The following is a 16,225-nucleotide window of genomic DNA, read 5'->3' on the forward strand; positions in this document are numbered from 1 at the left end:
GGCTTAATTATATAGCGTAGGGCAACGCCCTACGAAAAAAACACACCAGCCACAAGCCCTGAAAGGGCGGAACTGTATACAATTATGCCCTTTCAGGGCGCAAATTCAGATTGTCGTTTTTACGTAGGGCGTTGCCCTACGCTATATAATTAAGCCCTTTCAGGGCACTCCGCAAAATTATCATTTAACCAACTTTCCTCCATTAAAATCAAACCTGTCCGAAAGTGAAAGCTTCGCTGCAAAATCAAATAAAGTAAGCCGGCGTATCTTATAATAATTCAGCCAGTAGTTCTGCAAGGCAGAGATAAAATTACGTTGTGCCTGTTGCTGCCTGTTGAGAGAAAGAGTCAAGCTATTAATATCCGCCTTGCCGATAATAAAACGCTGTTTAGTCTCATTATAAGCAAGTATAGACAGATCCAACGCTTCTTCCGCACTGGCTATCAATTGCTGCTGGATATTAAAATCACTTACCGTCATAATCACTTCCTCCTCGATGCTTATCTCATCCTGACGTGCCGAGATCTTCACTACATTCAGATTATTTCTTGCCATATTATACTTTCCCTTACGAACACCCCAGTCCAATAACGGAATAGAAACACTGACTGCCACCAAATCCTGCTGCATCGGTTTATGATACACATCTCCAAAGTTATCCGCTACCTGATTAAAACCGATACTGGCATTTACACTTGCGTTAAAGCGAGATTCTTTCTTCGTCTTATCCACATTCCGTTCCGCTTCAAGTACATTCTGTTTCAGTTCCAACAATTGCGGGTTATTATTCCTGCCCCACCTCAAAGCCTCATCTACCGGAATATCCACCATCTCCGGACGAGAAGGAAGTTCCAGTTTGATTTGCGTATTCTTATCCAGATTGAGAAAAGAAGCCAGTGAAAACATAGCCCGTTTCAGGTCACTTGCTTTATTCTGCAATGTATTCTGCGCATTCACACGATCCAGTTTCAATGTCAACAAATCAGCCTGTGAGATAGCTGCAATTCGGTGACGCTGTTGCCCGATACGATACAATGTATCCGTAGAAGCCAAGTTTTCTTTAGCAAGATTATATTCTGCCTGCGCCATAGCCAAAGAGAAGAAATAATTCGTAGCCGTTTCCGACACCTTTTCCACATTATAGAGAAATTCCTTTTTCACACGCTCATACTTCAACGGTTCTATCTTCCGTTCCCATTTGAAGGAGTTATATCCTACCAGACTTTGCGAATATCCGATTCGTATGGGAACACTCGTAAGCTGCGTAGCACTGTTACTTCCGAAGTTACGCATATAGGCAAGATTCGATTCCAGATAAAAGGTACCTCCAGTTAAATCAAAGTTCTGTTTTACACTCAATCCTCCATAAGCATAATAAGATTGTTGCGTACGGTATACATCCAAATCCTGTCCCGAATCGTATCGTTTCGTAATATCCCGGTTATATTGTGCCGGAGTAACATCCAGCGTCAAGCTAGGCAACCGATTTGCCCGAAAAGTCCTATACTCCCAATAACCGGATAAATACATATTCTGCGTACGGAATGATTCCAGCGAACTATCGTTAGCTAGAGAAATTGTCCTGTTCAAATCTAATACCAGGTGTTTCTGCGCTCGAAGCTGGGATTCACCACAGAGGACACAGAGGACACAAAGGACACAAAGGAAAACAGGAATTCTTTTCTTTAATCTATTCATAACTCTCATTTTGGACTAATACTTAATACTTATTTTCTTGTTACGGTAAATAAACCAGTAAAGTAACGGTATGATAAATAAGCTCACCGCCGTACCAATTGACATTGTCCCTATCATAGCAATAGACAACGGTTTTTGTAACTCCGAGCCCATATCTGAAGAAAAAAGCAGTGGCACCATTGCGAAGATGGTAGTCAGCGAAGTCATGATAATCGGTCGCAAACGCCTGCGGCCAGCTTCATGTATCGCTTCTAATAACGGAACACCCGCTTTACGCAATTCATTGATAGCATCCAGCTTCAGAATAGAGTCATTGATTACAATACCGCAGGTAACGATCAACCCGATAGCAGACATCAAATTCAGCGTATGTCCGCAAATCCAGAGTAAAAGCAGTGCAAATGCGAGGTCAATCGGTATCTCCGCCAAAACAAGCAAAGGCTGCAAAAAGCTTTCAAACTGTGCGGCAAGAATAAAATACATCAGTAACAGTGAAATAAATAAGATGATCACCAATTCATCCAACATCTCACTGTTAGAAAAGAAACTGCCGGAGAATCCAGTATCCCAGTCTTTCATATTTTCTGCCGTTTGTTTCACCTCCTTTATCAGTTTGTTTCCGTCCTGTACGCCATAAAAATCAAAAGGAACATATTCCCCGTTACGTCCGGCAGTAATACTCTTCAAGTCCTCGGCAGGAGTAACCATCACCAGTTCCCGGAGTGGAATGTACTCTCTGTTTCCTCTATTGTCCGGTTCAGTCTGTATTAGTGCTTCCTGTAATATTTCATTCACCGTCTTCTCACTGCCCGCAACGTTGATCGGAAGATATTGCTGGTAAGAATGCAACATAGTCACACTATTTTCTCGGAAAGCTGTTTTCAAGACTCTATAAAGTTCATTGTAAGCAACACGGTAAAGCAATAGTTTCTCCTTATTGATACTTAGGTTCAGTTGGTTCTCAAAGGCAATGCCTGTAGGAGCAATTCCCGTCCTACGGGCTAACTCCAGCTCCACATTCCGGATCGTTTCCGCTTCCGGTGCTTTTGCCTTATTACGGGTGTAAAATTCAGCTATGATATCCGGTTCTCCCGTGACAAAGAGTTTCTCAAATACAGTCTCCGGTGGAGAGAAAGAAATAACGGAAAGTGGATAACGTTCTTTCAGTTTATGGTATATCTCCTGCTGCAAAGGAATGATTGTTTCTGATGTTTCCGTTCGGAAATAAAGTTCCGCTTCGGAAGAAGAAAGTTCCCTTTCACGATTCAGAAGAAAATCCTGCCTGCCAACAGATGCCGTGTGCTCCAATACCTGTTCTTTTAAATCCCTAAAAAGCTCATCCACACGCCGCCTGTTTTCATCCACATGAATATTCTCATTCCACTCGATTCGGGCAATCAATTCATTCTCTTCTATATCAGGCATCCGTTGCTTATCGATAAAGAAAAAGAAGAATACACAAAGCGGGATGGAGACAACACAAAACAATACACTAAACGTTTTGTGACGAAACACCCAATCTACACCGGCATCATAAAAACGATCCAATGTGTGATCCTTTATCGGGTTATTGAATTTAAAAGAAAGCCATTTCCATTTCCGTGTATGAATACCTGTCCGATAGACCAACAGATAAAGCACCGGAAGAAGCATAATACCGGTAAAATACGAAACCATCAATCCCACTGTAACCGAAAAAGCCTGATCATAGAAGATAGCTCCGGCAATACCACTCATAAAAATCAAAGGAGCAAACACGGCAATGGTAGTCAGGGAAGAACTCAACATGGGTGTCACCACTTCACTAGTTCCTGTTATACAGGCACGACGCAATGAATAGCCCCGCTCCCGATATTGGGATATATTTTCGGTCACGATAATCGAGCTGTCAATCATCATTCCTAAAGCCAAAATCAATCCGGCAAGGGAAATGATATTCAGTGACATATTACACAGATAGAAGAAAACAAAACTAATCACGATAGAAACTACCATACTAAGTCCGATCACCAATGGAGATTTCACATCTCCCAGAAACAGGACGGCTACCAGGCAGATAAAAAGGAATCCTAAAGAAAGATTCTGTTGCAGGTTTGAAATTGTGTAATCCAACAATTCCGTTTGGTTGCGACTAATACTAAAATCAATATCAGGATACACCTGTCTAAAATGCTCCATCGTCCTTACCAGAGACTGCTTCATCTTATCCATATTCTCGTCCGCCTGCTTGATAACAGCCAGCGTCACCGCCCTTTTCCCGTTCGATACAGATATACCTTTTTCTTTTACGGGCACGATAGAAACTTTGCAGAAGTCCTTTAGTTGGACAATGCGGTCTCCCTTACGCAGGTATATATTTTCCACATCTTCCGCGGTACGCAACAGAGTGGAGAATTTTATATTATATTCATAGTATCCGTCGCGTACTGTCATACTACCCGGCTCCACATTATTGGCAGCCAAAGCCGATTCAATATCTTCAATGGAAAACCCCATCATAGCCAGTTTATCCTCATCGGGTACAATCTGTACCTGACGCTCCACCAATCCGGTCACGTCTACCATAGCCACTTCTTCAAGCTGTTCTATCCTGCGCTTAATCACCGATTCGGCAAATTCACACAAATCAAGGAAAGAGTGCTGACCTATCGTACTATAAGCACTATCATTCTTTAAGGTCAGATTCAGGTAAAACACGGGTATATCCGTTGCGCTTGCCTTAATAACTTTCGGGCGTTCAGTATCCTTGGGAAGATAATTCATTGTAGCGTCTATCTTTTCATTGACCTCTATAAAGGCAAGATCCGTATTAGTACCGAAATCAAAAGAGAGACGGATCATACCTCCTCCGTCTCTCGATTCACTATGAATATCTTTCAATGTAGACACCTGAATCAGTTGTCCCCGTAAAGGTTTCACAATCGTGTTTTCCAGTTCACGGGCAGAGGTATTGGCGGCAGACACCTGTATCGTTATCTCCGGAATGGCAATATCCGGAAGCAATGATATAGGCAAAGTATTATATGTCACCAGCCCGATTATAAAACAGGCAGTAAAAGCCATCAATACGGCAATAGGACGCTGGATTAAAAATTTTATCATAATTACTCGATTTTGGCACAGATTATCTTACATTTACTGCCGCTTCATGTGCCAGATTCAGATTTCCGGTCACAATAATCGTATCTCCCTCCAGTAACCCCTCTTCAATCCCTTTCTGTGATTTATCCGAAACAACATATTCCGTTGCATTTTCCAATCCTGTATGCACATAATTCCACATAGCCTTGCCTTCTTGTAAAGTAAATACCACTTGCTTACCGGAGCGTAACACAACAGCCGTTTTAGGAATGACCAATTGTTGCCCTAAACTTCTTCTAACACTTACCCTTACATTCATACCACTGAACAGTTTTCCTTGTCCGTTTACTACAGCCTTCACCTTTACCATTCCGTTCGAATCTACCAATGGATTGATTTCAGATACGCTGCCTTCAAACGAATCTCCTCCGGCATAAGGAGTAATCATCACCTTATCACCTGTTTTAATAAAAGCCAACTCATTCTCCAACACTGTAAAATCAGCTTCCATCCCACGGGTATCAATAACCGTACAAAACACCTCGGAAGTATTAGCTAAATTATATGGTTTAGAAAACAGATTAGCCACTATTCCATCGAAAGGAGCAACCAGTGTAGCATGTTCTGTTTCTCTTTTCATCAATTCATATTGAGATCTCGACTGCTCATATCCACTCTTCACTTTCGCAAGTCTCATTGTTTCCACAGGCACTTTGCTGAAATCTTCGGAGGTATATCCCTGTCCGATCAATACATCTTTCAGTTCCAATTCGGCTTTCAATAAAGCATCTTCCGCTTGGGATAGCTTCTGCTCCAAGCGAAATTTATCCAGTTCAGCTAATTTCTGCCCTTTATGTACATGTTCGCCATTCTTCACATAGATACGGGCGATCACTTCACTTGTCTCAAAACGAAGATCAGCCTGTCCGAGAGCACTTACTTTACCGTTACTGACTAATTCGTGATGAAAATTACGGCTCTTTAGAATTTGAGTAGTGACTTCATTCTTAGCATCAGGAAGAACAGTGGAAACACCTATTTCCAGCTTATCAGTACTATTTTTCTTGTCAAAGCAAGAGGTTATCCCAACATAGATTAAACAATATAATAGAATCCATATACAATTGTATTTTCTCATAACTACATTCCAATTTATTAAGTAGCCGACTCTCTTACTACAGCATTTTTGTTCTTTTCCGTTTCAAATAAAATATAATAGGATTCGATTCATTATTCAGTTGTTCCAAACACTTTAAACTGTTTATCTTTTCTTTAAATCGCCCTTCATTTTTTTCTTTAATAAATCTTTCCATTGCAAAAGGATGAATAGAGCCATAGATTCCAGCAGAATCAGCAAAACAGATATTCAAATCCACTCCATGATAATCAGATGTATTATAAAGCAAATCATTCGCTAAAAAATCCGTATGGCGGAACGTTGAGGTATTCTTATCATAAAATAAATAGTTTGCTATTCCTCCTTCTTCATATTTAAGAAATATATAATCATCAAATTCCATAAAACTGTTTATATTATAAATGCGGGATATCCGACGCAAAGAGTTATAACGTTCTGCCGGTTCTCCTTCTGTTTTTTCCAATTCCTCTTTACTTAACCAATTCTTACTTTTCAAACATATATACGGTTTTACCCCCTTCAGAGTTAGCTCCATCACCATATTCATAAATGGTTGGACAAATTTGACATCCTTTCCATCAAGTTGGTCGTAAAAAACGTCACTGACAAAATGGATCTTATCCCATCCCAAATTATAGTCTTTATAATTCATCCAAGTTACCTCCTCGCCTTTGCTCATATTTAACATACGAAGCAATTGTTTCTGAGAATCCGAGATGTTCGATAAATAAAAAGCATCTGTGTAAAGGCAACTATCTAAAACCGCTAAATGAAATCTCCGTACCTCCATTCCACTTAGTCTAATACTATTTAAATACTTCCCATTATCTAATGCATATTTATGAACAGAGTATAATCGATTGTCCAAAAGATAAATAATTCGATTGGTCGGGTCAATACTGAAATCAGAAATAGAAGTATATTCACCCGGACCTTGGCCAAGCTTTCCTATACGAAATAAGAAAGCTCCTTTTTTATCAAATACCAATACACTTTTGGAAATAGATTTATCCAAAACAAACAAATGGTTATCAATTTCCTGTATTTTGCTTATTCTTCCAAGTAATACATCTTTTCTCGTTTCTAATGGTATTATTTCCATACTATCAAAATATGAAGACATATTTATAATATATTCCTTTTCAACATGATCCAAATCAATAATGTATCGAGCCGTATCTGAAAGTAGTCCCTCTACATTATACAATTGAGTCCTATTTCCACAACTCATTATAATAGCACTCATGAATATCATTTCTAACAAATGAATTATATATCTTCCCATCTTATTGTTGTTTTTACGTTACTCAATAAGAGTGTATCTTTTAAACAATACACTCTTATCATATTACTTATTATCACCAACAACCTCCAGTGGAGGTTTGATCATTTCTTCCTGTCTCATGACCACCACAATCGTAATAGAATTGGATATATCCAGTTCTGCATGAGCCAACCAATCCGCTATTACAATCATACGTATCTACAACAGTGGAAGCATTACATCCATTTTCATAGTCCCATCTAGACTCTGTATAATGATCTGTAACATAGGGCTCACAAGTCCATCCAAAATCCGATTCATTATTACTAGCCAATGCTTCCACATTGGTTAATATTAAATCTGATACTTCCACATTATTCTGTGAAGTATATACATTGTAGCCAGCCATAACAGTTACAACAGCTACCAAAATAGACGTAATGAATAATCTTTTTTTTCATTGTAATTCATTTCAGGTTTTTAACTCTTATTTTTTCTTCCTAAACATAACAAAAATCTATTTTGTCAACATTATCACACTCCGATTATTACTATCACCTCCTTTCTTTTATAATATGTCTTCAATAATCACCTTAATTTCTTTACTTCCTCCCTCATTTCCCTTACCGCTGTCGATTGAATCTTTGGCTCTTTCGTCAAAACGAGCTCAACCACATTTCTTAATTTTTCAGGTTGCTGATATTCCAGCTCCGCATACAACTTTGCCAGAAGATAATATGGATAAATTCGTCCCGGAAGTCGATGCGTAGATCGAATCAGACTCTCTTCCGCTTTCTCATACTTTCCTGATGCCTGATAATTTTTACCAATAATATTCAGAATCATTGGATCATTACTATGCTCCATGGCTTCTTTCAACACTTTTGTAGAGCTATCATATTGTTTCAATTTATGCAAACAATACCCGTATTCAAAAAGAAAGGCTCCCCGATTCTTCAATTCGGGATACAACGTCTCATATTCTTCTTTAGCTGATTGGTATGCTCCGATATTATAGAGCATTTTACTACGATACCAATTCTTACATGCATCATATTGATTGTATTTCCAATAATATGTCCCTAATAGAATTATTATCGAAATAAAAAATAATAGCATTATCTTCGAGCGCCCAATAACACAAGCTGCCAAAAGGAAATAGAAGGTCACTGCAAATCCGGGAATCTGCATCGGATAAGAAGAAAAAGCAAATACTAAAACAGAAATTACACCACCGCAAATACCTATTCGTCCTTCCCTATTCCCCTTCCAAAGACAAAACGCAATTATTAATAAAACGACAAATAAAAAAGGAATCCCATATTCTGTTGCTACTTGAAGATATTCATTAAAAGCATATTCCGGACTACCCGCCACCAATTCTTCCGTTTCCGAATACTCTTCGTTTGCAAAATAACTCTCCTGTGCCCTGCCATAAGCTGAAACAAAATTTCCAGTTCCATGTCCTATAACAGGACTTTCGGCAATAGCAAGAGTACTAATTTTCCACATGAACAGGCGCCCATTAGCGGAAGTTGCTTTTAACTGAAAAAGTGAGTAAACAACCATTATGAATATAATGCCTCCTGCGATACAAGCCAACACTACTTTTTTCTTATATCTCTTTCTAATCGCCTTCAGTCTACTTCCCCATGAAACATGCATTCCATACACCCATGCCCCCGATACTGCGACGGCAATCCAAGCCGAACGACTCATTCCGGCAGGTAGCACACAAAGAATCAACAACATCACTCCTAATGCCATGTAATACTTTCCCTGTTCTATCCATGTACGTTCCGTCATTTCTTTCAAATTTAGCCATTCATATAAGCAGAGCGGAAATATCATAGCCAAATATCCCGAGTAAGGTCCCGGATTATAGAAAGATCCCGTGAGTGCATATAAGGAATGATTGGAAACAGCAAAACCATATATCTGCCTCAATCCCCATATAGCCTCAATTCCTCCCAATGCAATCAATACCCACGCCACTGTTGATGGAAAAGACAGATTTTGTTTTTTATTCAAGCAAAAAGAAAGCAGACTACAAATGACAAAAACAACAGTCATACGTCCCAACCATAGTTTTTGATAGGCCATTTCACCAACAGAAATGTCGTTCGGAGTAGGAAAAGCTACTACACACAAGATTAACGCAATTCCTAAGAGTGCTATCAAACCCGCCATACCTTTTCTTTCAATTCTTATCAACTTTAATTTGACTTTCATGTTCTTCAATTATCTGACTACTGCCCGATAAAAAGCAATAACCGGATTATCTCCCTCCACATCATACGTTTTAAATAAATCCGAATAATCCTCTTGAGGATTTTCAGAAAAAGCATAATCGAGATACTCTGGTGTCAATATGCTGTAAAAGCAATCCTTATAAATACCGTCAATCGTATCAATTAAAGATGAATGCAGAAATTTAATCCTTTTGGTACAGTATACTTGTTTACTCTCTTCTACATTATATAAACAAGACCAAATATATCCATCCTTCACAAAACGAAAAAACAATAATCCGCCATACTCATATATATCAGTTATACCTAAGGAATATCCTGAACGCAACAAACTCATTTCATTAGGTCTCTCTTCTATCATCGATGCTGGCAAGGGGTTCGGTAAATTAATCCGGAAACGCGGAACAACACTATCTTCATGAATCTGATAAACAATATTATCAAAATCCCTACAATAATACAACTTCGAATTATTATCATACAAATTGTGTCCTGAAGGCGAAAATGGATAGTCTTCTTTATTATTTTCATGTTCAAAGTATCGTTTCCCTATGGTAATGCCATCTTTTGATGCTAACAGGTAATAATGCAAGGAAACATCATCTTGATAGTTTCGATGTAAACGGTTATGATAAAAGAAGTATCCTCCCCAATAGGCTATTTCAGCCGGTGTAGGTTTATTAAACTTCTCACTTTTGACAAACCTACCATCCTCGGTCGAATAAAACATCAACGACTGTTTCATATTATCATAAATCACCAGTTGATGCAAACTAGCATTTACTGCAAAAGCATTTATATCCGTATATTCTCCGGGACCCTGTCCTCTGGCATTCAATTGAAACAACAATTCACCGGACATATCATAACATACAATGCCTGCTCCCATATCCCATAAATAAATTCGTTCATCTGCAATCTGGATCTTTTTAATACGGCTTAACAAAGGAATCGCCGATAGTTTAACGTAAGATACCGGTTGCAATATAGTTTCCAGTTTATCATAAGTTTCTCCTGTCATTTCAACGATAACGTCCTGCGGACTAGACAGAGAGATAACTCCGGAGCCGACACTTAAAGACGTTTTATTATGAGTACACGACACAGCAAGACAAACTACCATTATTATAACAATACACTTATTCATTTTTCAATTACATTCCACAAGCTCTGGGTGTACAAGAATTAGGAGTTACACAAAATTCGCATATTCTTTCTATACTGGCAGTATGCCACGGACCTTGCTGATAATCACATGCAATTGTCCTAGGAGCTGTCCAAGTCTTATCGCCATTCTCACGACTATCTGCCAGCGCTTCAACATTAGACAGCACCAAATCAGATAATGTTTCTTTTTTAAACGAATTACAAATATTACTACCAATCATCACTAGTAATGTAATTCCTAAAGCCATTTTTAAATAAATATTCTTTTTCATACGTAATTAATTTTATATTAAATTTGATAGTCAATATACCTTTATTTAATTTTCTTCATAATCCTATCCCAACGAGATTTATCCGTAAATTTATCTTCCGAATACCAGATACGGGTAGCCTTACCTACAATATATTCTTCAGGCAACATCCCCCAATACCTTGAATCCTGCGAATTTGCCATATTATCACCAGACACAAAATAATAATTCTTTTCAAAACGATACCGAGAAATCAGACTGTCTCCCAATAACACCAGTCCGTCTTTCAGACGCAATTTCTTCTTTTGTTCCCAACCAATCAATTGCTTATACAAATGATAAGTAGTACGGTCCATTTCTACCACTTGTCCTTTCTGTGGAACAGGCAATGGTCCGAATTCACGAATATTCCACTTAAGCTGTTTGTTATATGGAAATGTACCAAAGACAATCCCGTGCTGCTTCGGATGCTGCAAATTTGCAATATACTGTTGAGCCTGATAATTCCCCACCTGTTCATTGCAACCACGTATCTTATAAAATCCTCCTCTGATTTCCAATGTGTCTCCGGGCAGAGCGATACACCGCTTCACATAATACTGCATCACGTCCATTCGAATACTATCCCAACGATTTTGCTGATAAGGAAAATTAAAAACCAATATATCATTTCTCTTAAAGTTTCCCCATCCGGGCATCCGATGAATAGTGAAGTCTTCATTATCTAAAGCAGCAAACACATTAAATAACCTAGCTCCCTTTATCATCTTATTAACCAGTATCCGATCTCCATCCTTTAGTACCGGTTCCATAGAATCCGAAGGTATTTTAAACGAGGTAAAACAAAATAGTTGTACCAAGAAGAGAATGAGCACCATGCAGAATACGAAAAATGCCAGATTCTCTAATATTGCCAAAATTTTCCTCACTTTGCTCATACGCTTTCTTTCAGTTGAATTAGTTTACGATAAGCCATAAGCCCCAACACGCATTTCACACGTTCATCATCCTCATTTAATAATCCTTCGCAAGGATAAACGTCTTTTTCCATCTTCTCTCGCAAATAATCCGCCCATAAACACAATAGATTCCAATGTGCATCAGCATAACTGAAATCCTGTTCCACTTCTACAATCACAGCCATCATCATCAACATGTCAGCAGCTACCGCCACTGCATTATCATCCAATTTTACCTGCTTATTAATAATAGGGTACAAACCTATATCATAAGGCGGATATCTCTTTACCCAATGATTATCTTCACAATATTCAAATATAGGATCCAATAGGCTTTTCATCCAGTCGATACGATTAAAATAGAGCAAAGTAGAAAAACTCTCATAAGCCTCCCTGATATTACCTAAAGTATCTCCAAAGCAAAATATTTTATTCTCTGATGATAACACAAATCTATGGGAAGATATAAAATTACGATAAGAAGGAAGCATCTGCCCTGCAAATGTTTCACCACCTACTTGAAAAGCTCTGGCACTCCACTGACAATCCTGTTTATCGCATTCTTCTTTAAGTTCCTGCCATCTATCTCCAACAGATTTCATTAATTCTTTTATTTCGCCTGTTCCATTTTTCTTCCAAAGAGGGGACAAACTTTCACCCCCATATTGCAAAGTCTGTCCTTCTTCATACCCTATTAGCAATGCACCTTTATCCTCATTCTTTGTGCTTAACTTTTGAGATAAAATAACATGACCATCCTCACTAGAGAAAGTTGATTCATTCGCCTTTATCGCTAAATACAAACTATCAGACTTGGTAAAACGCCAATTTTGTTCACACCAACTATCCACCTTGCTCCTACCAAATAACCACTCCATATCTACATCAAACAGAATTTCCACTGTATGCTCCTTTTCATCTTCTGTCTGAATCTGATAAGAAAGCAAACCTACAGGCCATCCTGTCATATCCCATTTCTCCGACAAGGAAGGTGAAACAAAATCAATCAGAAGCTCCACATCTCCACATTGAAAAACATAATGAGTCTGTGTAGCCTGCATATTCATTTGTTTCAATATTGCAGGTTTCACATCAACATAAGTCTTATTTTCCACATATAAACCAAAATCCAAAAAAGCAGTACCTTCCGCATTACCCCCATAAGCTGCTATAACATTATCACCATTAATAATTTGAGCTACTGTTTCATCCGTTAAACGATAGCATCCCGTTTGAGGAAGAAATGCTTCTTCTCCTAACAAATATTCTCCATTACAATAAAGCTTTATCTGATCATCATAAATATAACGGAGATAGACTTTGCGTTCTTTTAAAGTATCTTTGTTAGCAATGGTAATGTGCCTGCGAACATATATATTTTTCGCTCCCCATACTGTATGGGCTTGAAACTTCCCATTTTCCGAACCGAAGGCACCTTTACCCTTATTCCACAAAGAATCATTATACTCCCTTTGTTCCCATCCTCTGCCCGGAAATAAATAAGAATATTTTCCCTGCCATCCCAGGTTCTCGTTTGAAAGAGGGGCTAGAGAGGATATACGTAACGAATCTCCTCCTAAAAAACGGTAAGATTTACCATCCACCTTTAAAATACCCGTCAACGGAAACATTTTCCCCGATCTTAAGCACGGATAGGTTTTATTTAAAGTATCTTCTGTTGCCTTTATGGTAAAACCGGGAGCTATAGCCAACAACGTATGTCCGGAGAAAGAAATATCAAAAGGAGGACACACCTTCTTACCGGAATAAGAACAAGCACATATCAAGGAGATAATTCCTGAAAATAAAACTATCCTCCACATTACAACTTGTCTGATATTAAACCTTACCTCCATTGTTGTTCTCCATTTTCATAAACAAAAATTCTTTCATCCTTTCCACGAGTATGGTTTCGTAAAAGTAATAATGCATTTTCCGGAATATTCCGAAACACCAGTGAATCGGCAGTCGCCTTGATTGTCCCGGCAGATTGCCAGTCTCTTTCACAGTAGAATAATTCATATACATCACCAGGTCGAACATAATTATCCCTGTTGCGCGGAGTATAAATTATACGATCGACTTTTACTTCTCTTCCTAAATCCAATCCCGCCCATCCACCGGTGGGTTTGGAATAATCAAAAGAAGTCCATGTTTTCCCGTCAAAGACATTGGTATAGTCATGATCCCCATTCTTTCTTTCGTGTTCGGGAGTTCCTATTATTTTTCCCGTTAAAGCAACAGTATCATTCTTTTCATAAAAGGTAACTTCTGAAACATTACAATGGGCTTTAGGTCGACCGATATATCTAAGATAACGGTATTCTTTATCAGACCAGCATTTTACAGCAGTATTCAAACGATCAGGTTTACTTTGTATAATAAACAGTGTATCTTCATCCGAAAAATCCGAATGATTGCTGCCAATAAAAACACCCCCTATCATTCTGTTTCTAAAACTACTTTCTTCTTTAAGATTAAACTTAGCATACAAAACCATATCTTGCGTCTTTTTCCCGACGGAATAATAGTGAGGGGCATTAGTTTCTTTATCCAGATAAAAAGGATCAGTCAAGAAATGTAATGATCCTTTTTCATAAGTGGCAACTCTTAAAACTGCCCCTTTACGAACATATCGAAAAGCCAAATAACCGGCATCGTATATCGTCCAATCAACCGGAATCCAACGATTTCTATTACTGGCACATAAATAAGCAATCCTTCCACCCCTTTTATCCTTATACTGTTTATCCAAAGGAATAACCAGATTCTTTTGATATGAATACGCATAATCAAAAGTTACATCCTTAAACTTAGGAACTTGCCAAAACGGATACACTTTCTCTCCATATTGTGCCATCTGCTTATGCAACTCTCTATTTACACTAAATGTATATCTATATATCTTGGCAGTTCCTCCCTGCCGATACAAAGCACATTTGCGAACACGTGTCAAAAATGTCATAAAGTCGGACATATATCCTTCTCCGTTTTTATCCCATACTATTGTCCAAAGATGACCGAAATTCGTATCATTACGTGCTGGCAAATAATCAATTGCACAAGGAATACCTAAAGCACGAAATAAGTAAATCTCAAAATCAGCCAATTCTCTACAGCTACCTACTTTATATTGTACAAATTCAGGTCCGATATGTCCGAAAGAAAAGGGAGTTATGGAAGTAAAGAATGTCTTTTTATCCGGCAATCTCGCCATTAAATATCTGGCTGCCACTAATGGATCTTCTTTATCCAAGGTGTCAGACATCCGCAATGAATCTAACAATGAATTGTATTTCTTATAATATACCTCACGCCAATAAGCTAACGGTTCATCCCCTATTCGGTAAGGCAATAAGTACTCACAAAATGTTTCAAACGAAATATTCTTTCCCCACGGTTGCTCCTGCCAAACTTTAAATGCCCAATCAATATTATGGCACAAATATGCAGAATCCATTTCCATAATATCACGTTTCTTTTTAGGTTCTTTCATTGCACCAAAGACTTTCTTGACTGAATCCGAAACTTGTTGCGCAGTTTTACCCTTACGTACTTTTAGCCAAGCATAATAAGACTTATAATTCTCTAATTGTTCTCCACTAGAGTAAATGTAAAAAGGCATATTCTCTATTAAAAAACAAGCTGCTTTATATTTTAGACTATCAATAGGATTCTTCTTATAATAGTGAAGTACTTTTTGAAGTTCTTTTTTATTTCCACCTGCCGCCTGTAAAGCTACTTCTAAAGGGAGCATAGTTTTTTTTTCGTAGAATAAATACTTTCTTGCATATTGCCATTCTAACACAAATAACAAAGCAAGGATAGATGGAATATATATACAAAGCTTCTTAAGCATAAATTAATTCTCATTTACTTAGTATTTCCTGTTCATGTTCTCTACTGACCTTTCTCATTTATCATAGGTCAAAACAACGCTAAAAAATGTATTTTTTTATTTCACATATATATTCATTAATACCGGATTACTATCATCAACCAAATTATATTTACGAGTAACAGTCTCCTCATAATTATTCAAAAAAGACTGAGCATTAATATAACTTATATAAAAATCAGAAGAAACTGCTGCAATCTTCGTAAATGCTTTTATTTGAGGGTCCAAAAGAGGGCAAAATAAATAACCTTCTTTCTCTTTTGCTTCATATTTCAAAAGTAAAGGTGCTCCATGGTTTCTCCATATTTCGGTCAGAAAATGTCCCTTACATTGATAGAATGAATTAACACCTGAAATTAGGCACTCATTAGTAGAATATTGTTCTCTTACCCCTCTTTCCTTTTTAAAGTCCTTTTCTAATTCAAGATCTGAATTATCTACAAAATCATCCGATATTATTTTCATATATTTCCTCTATGAAAAGCAAGACCGCGACTATCTTTGTGAGTGGAAACGA

The 16,225-nt window shown here is 37.9% G+C and carries 12 protein-coding genes; all 12 read right to left on the bottom strand.

Annotation, left to right across the window (positions count from 1 at the left end):
* Nucleotides 1-180 precede the first annotated feature (180 nt).
* Nucleotides 181-1,707, bottom strand: coding sequence for a TolC family protein (locus DW173_RS20540; RefSeq protein WP_233562262.1), 1,527 nt, complete (start codon nt 1,705-1,707; stop codon nt 181-183).
* A gap of 6 nt (nt 1,708-1,713) precedes the next feature.
* Nucleotides 1,714-4,800, bottom strand: coding sequence for an efflux RND transporter permease subunit (locus DW173_RS20545; protein ID WP_120145120.1), 3,087 nt, complete (start codon nt 4,798-4,800; stop codon nt 1,714-1,716).
* Nucleotides 4,801-4,822: 22 nt separating this feature from the next.
* Nucleotides 4,823-5,917 (bottom strand): efflux RND transporter periplasmic adaptor subunit, encoded by a 1,095-nt coding sequence (locus DW173_RS20550; RefSeq protein ID WP_120145121.1) that lies wholly within the window; start codon nt 5,915-5,917, stop codon nt 4,823-4,825.
* 37 nt (nt 5,918-5,954) lie between these two features.
* A complete protein-coding gene (locus DW173_RS20555; RefSeq protein WP_049702663.1) occupies nt 5,955-7,202 on the bottom strand; it encodes a 6-bladed beta-propeller in 1,248 nt (415 codons plus the stop codon).
* A gap of 73 nt (nt 7,203-7,275) precedes the next feature.
* Complete coding sequence (locus DW173_RS20560; RefSeq protein WP_255421379.1) at nt 7,276-7,611, bottom strand: NVEALA domain-containing protein; 336 nt, start codon at nt 7,609-7,611, stop codon at nt 7,276-7,278.
* Nucleotides 7,612-7,769: 158 nt separating this feature from the next.
* Complete coding sequence (locus DW173_RS20565; protein ID WP_120145122.1) at nt 7,770-9,413, bottom strand: O-antigen ligase family protein; 1,644 nt, start codon at nt 9,411-9,413, stop codon at nt 7,770-7,772.
* Nucleotides 9,414-9,422: 9 nt separating this feature from the next.
* On the bottom strand, nt 9,423-10,580 hold the full coding sequence (locus DW173_RS20570; RefSeq protein WP_233562265.1) for a 6-bladed beta-propeller: 1,158 nt from the start codon (nt 10,578-10,580) through the stop codon (nt 9,423-9,425).
* Between the two features lie 7 nt (nt 10,581-10,587).
* Nucleotides 10,588-10,872, bottom strand: a complete 285-nt coding sequence (locus DW173_RS20575) for an NVEALA domain-containing protein (protein WP_083444203.1) — start codon at nt 10,870-10,872, stop codon at nt 10,588-10,590.
* A 41-nt stretch (nt 10,873-10,913) separates the two neighbouring features.
* Complete coding sequence (gene lepB / locus DW173_RS20580) at nt 10,914-11,789, bottom strand: signal peptidase I (RefSeq protein WP_120145123.1); 876 nt, start codon at nt 11,787-11,789, stop codon at nt 10,914-10,916.
* Nucleotides 11,786-13,666 carry a glutaminase domain-containing protein gene (locus DW173_RS20585; RefSeq protein WP_120145124.1) on the bottom strand — a complete coding sequence of 627 codons (1,881 nt, stop codon included), beginning with the start codon at nt 13,664-13,666 and terminating at the stop codon, nt 11,786-11,788. Before DW173_RS20585 ends, lepB begins: the two co-directional genes overlap by 4 nt.
* Entirely contained in the window at nt 13,657-15,567 is a 1,911-nt protein-coding gene (locus DW173_RS20590; RefSeq protein WP_233562266.1) for a transglutaminase domain-containing protein, read from the bottom strand. Before DW173_RS20590 ends, DW173_RS20585 begins: the two co-directional genes overlap by 10 nt.
* Before the next feature lie 198 nt (nt 15,568-15,765).
* Nucleotides 15,766-16,173 (bottom strand): hypothetical protein, encoded by a 408-nt coding sequence (locus DW173_RS20595; protein ID WP_233562267.1) that lies wholly within the window; start codon nt 16,171-16,173, stop codon nt 15,766-15,768.
* Nucleotides 16,174-16,225: the final 52 nt, after the last annotated feature.

The organism is Bacteroides sp. AM16-13, from assembly GCF_003602705.1.
Taxonomy (GTDB): domain Bacteria; phylum Bacteroidota; class Bacteroidia; order Bacteroidales; family Bacteroidaceae; genus Bacteroides; species Bacteroides xylanisolvens.

What these genes read in the sequence shown, in the direction of transcription:
- DW173_RS20570 (WP_233562265.1), bottom strand. Translation starts at nt 10,580, where the DNA reads ATGAATAAGTGTATTGTTATAATAATGGTAGTTTGTCTTGCTGTGTCG.
- DW173_RS20590 (WP_233562266.1), bottom strand. Translation starts at nt 15,567, where the DNA reads ATGCTCCCTTTAGAAGTAGCTTTACAGGCGGCAGGTGGAAATAAAAAA.
- DW173_RS20540 (WP_233562262.1), bottom strand. Translation starts at nt 1,707, where the DNA reads ATGAGAGTTATGAATAGATTAAAGAAAAGAATTCCTGTTTTCCTTTGT.
- lepB (WP_120145123.1), bottom strand. Translation starts at nt 11,789, where the DNA reads ATGAGCAAAGTGAGGAAAATTTTGGCAATATTAGAGAATCTGGCATTT.
- DW173_RS20550 (WP_120145121.1), bottom strand. Translation starts at nt 5,917, where the DNA reads ATGAGAAAATACAATTGTATATGGATTCTATTATATTGTTTAATCTAT.
- DW173_RS20545 (WP_120145120.1), bottom strand. Translation starts at nt 4,800, where the DNA reads ATGATAAAATTTTTAATCCAGCGTCCTATTGCCGTATTGATGGCTTTT.
- DW173_RS20595 (WP_233562267.1), bottom strand. Translation starts at nt 16,173, where the DNA reads ATGAAAATAATATCGGATGATTTTGTAGATAATTCAGATCTTGAATTA.
- DW173_RS20565 (WP_120145122.1), bottom strand. Translation starts at nt 9,413, where the DNA reads ATGAAAGTCAAATTAAAGTTGATAAGAATTGAAAGAAAAGGTATGGCG.
- DW173_RS20555 (WP_049702663.1), bottom strand. Translation starts at nt 7,202, where the DNA reads ATGGGAAGATATATAATTCATTTGTTAGAAATGATATTCATGAGTGCT.
- DW173_RS20585 (WP_120145124.1), bottom strand. Translation starts at nt 13,666, where the DNA reads ATGGAGGTAAGGTTTAATATCAGACAAGTTGTAATGTGGAGGATAGTT.
- DW173_RS20575 (WP_083444203.1), bottom strand. Translation starts at nt 10,872, where the DNA reads ATGAAAAAGAATATTTATTTAAAAATGGCTTTAGGAATTACATTACTA.